Source organism: Flavobacterium sp. LC2016-13 (assembly GCF_009707955.1).
Lineage (GTDB): Bacteria > Bacteroidota > Bacteroidia > Flavobacteriales > Flavobacteriaceae > Flavobacterium.
The window spans coordinates 1-2,124 of record NZ_WMDQ01000039.1 but is presented as its reverse complement, the minus strand read 5'-3'; the positions used below and the strand labels follow the sequence as shown (position 1 = coordinate 2,124).

The window sequence follows — 2,124 nt, the reverse complement described above, 5'->3', positions numbered from 1 at the left end:
ACAATCACTTCAATAAACGGAACAACTTTAACAGGCGGAGCTCAGAGTATTTCAGTTACAAACGGAACTGTAAATATCTCAGCTGCGAATGTGATTACGTTTACAGCAGTTTTAAATTATAATGGAGCGATTAGTTTCCCTTATGTTATTAACGATGGACATGGCGGAACGGCTACAGCCAATGAACTTATTACCGTTACACCGGTAAATGATAATCCTACAGCAGTAAATGATAATTATACCGTTGCCGAAGATGCAACTGTAACGTTAACTCCTTTAGCATTAGATTCAGATGTTGATGGCGATGCTTTAACGATTACTTCAATCAATGGAACTGCATTAACAGGTGGAGTTCAGAGTATTTCAGTTACAAACGGAACTGTAAATATCTCAGCTACGAATGTGATTACGTTTACGGCAGGGTTGAATTATAATGGAGCGATTAGTTTTCCTTATGTTATCAGCGATGGTCACGGCGGAACAGCTACAGCCAATGAGGTTATTACCGTTACACCGGTAAATGATAATCCTACAGCAGTAAATGATAATTATACCGTTGCCGAAGATGCAACCGTAACGTTAACCCCTTTGGCTTTAGATTCAGATGTTGATGGAGATACTTTAACAATCACTTCAATAAACGGAACAACTTTAACAGGCGGAGCTCAGACTATAACAGTTACAAACGGAACTGTGACTATCTCAGCTGCGAATGTGATTACGTTTACAGCAGGTTTAAATTATAATGGAGCCATCAGTTTCCCTTACGTTATCAGCGATGGTCACGGCGGAACAGCTACAGCCAACGAGCTTATTACTGTTACACCGGTAAATGATAATCCTGTGGCAGTAAATGATAATTATACCGTTGCCGAAGATGCAACTGTAACGTTAACTCCTTTAGCATTAGATTCAGATGTTGATGGCGATGCTTTAACGATTACTTCAATCAATGGAACTGCATTAACAGGCGGAGTTCAGAGTATTTCAGTTACAAACGGAACTGTAAATATTTCGGCTGCGAATGTGATTACTTTTACACCGACGACCAACTTTAATTCGGCTACAGCCATTAGTATTCCTTATGTTATCAGTGATGGAAATGGTGGAACGGCTACAGCCAATGAACTTATTACCGTTACATCAGTTAATGATAATCCAGTAGCAGTTAACGATAATTATACCGTTGCCGAAGATGCAACCGTAACGTTAACACCATTAGCATTAGATTCAGATGTTGATGGCGATACTTTAACGATTACTTCAATCAATGGAACTGCTTTAACAGGCGGAGTTCAGAGTATTTCAGTTACAAACGGAACTGTAAATATCTCAGCTACGAATGTGATTACGTTTACAGCAAGTTTAAATTATAATGGAGCGATTAGTTTCCCTTACGTTATCAGCGATGGACATGGCGGAACGGCTACAGCCAACGAGCTTATTACCGTTACACCGGTTAATGATAATCCAGTAGCAGTTAACGATAATTACACTGTTGCTGAAGATGCAACCGTAACGTTAACTCCATTGGCTTTAGACTCGGATGTTGATGGCGATACTTTAACGATCACTTCAATCAATGGAACTGTATTAACAGGCGGAGTTCAGACGATTTCGGTTACAAACGGAACCGTGACTATTTCGGCTGCGAATGTGATTACGTTTACAGCAAGTTTAAATTATAATGGAGCAATTAGTTTCCCTTATGTTATCAGCGATGGTCATGGCGGAACAGCTACAGCCAATGAACTGATTACCGTTACCCCAGTAAATGATAATCCAGTAGCAGTTAATGATAATTATACTGTTGCCGAAGATGCAACTGTAACGTTAACCCCATTAGCTTTAGATTCAGATGTTGACGTAGATGTTTTAACGATCACTTCTATCAATGGAACGGCTTTAACAGGCGGAGTTCAGACAATTTCAGTTACAAATGGAACTGTAAATATTTCTGCGACAGGTGTGATTACTTTTACACCGACAACCAACTTTAATTCGGCTACGGCAATCAGTATTCCTTATGTTATCAGCGATGGACATAGCGGAACAGCTACAGCCAATGAACTTATTACTGTTACACCTATCAATGATAATCCAGTAGCAGTTAATGATAATTAT

At 39.4% G+C, this 2,124-nt stretch carries 1 protein-coding gene; it reads left to right on the top strand.

The genetic code is table 11. The annotated features are described in order from the left end of the window. A partial coding sequence (locus GKZ86_RS25175) for an Ig-like domain-containing protein (RefSeq protein WP_154785764.1) occupies nucleotides 1-2,124 on the top strand: 2,124 nt, incomplete at both ends.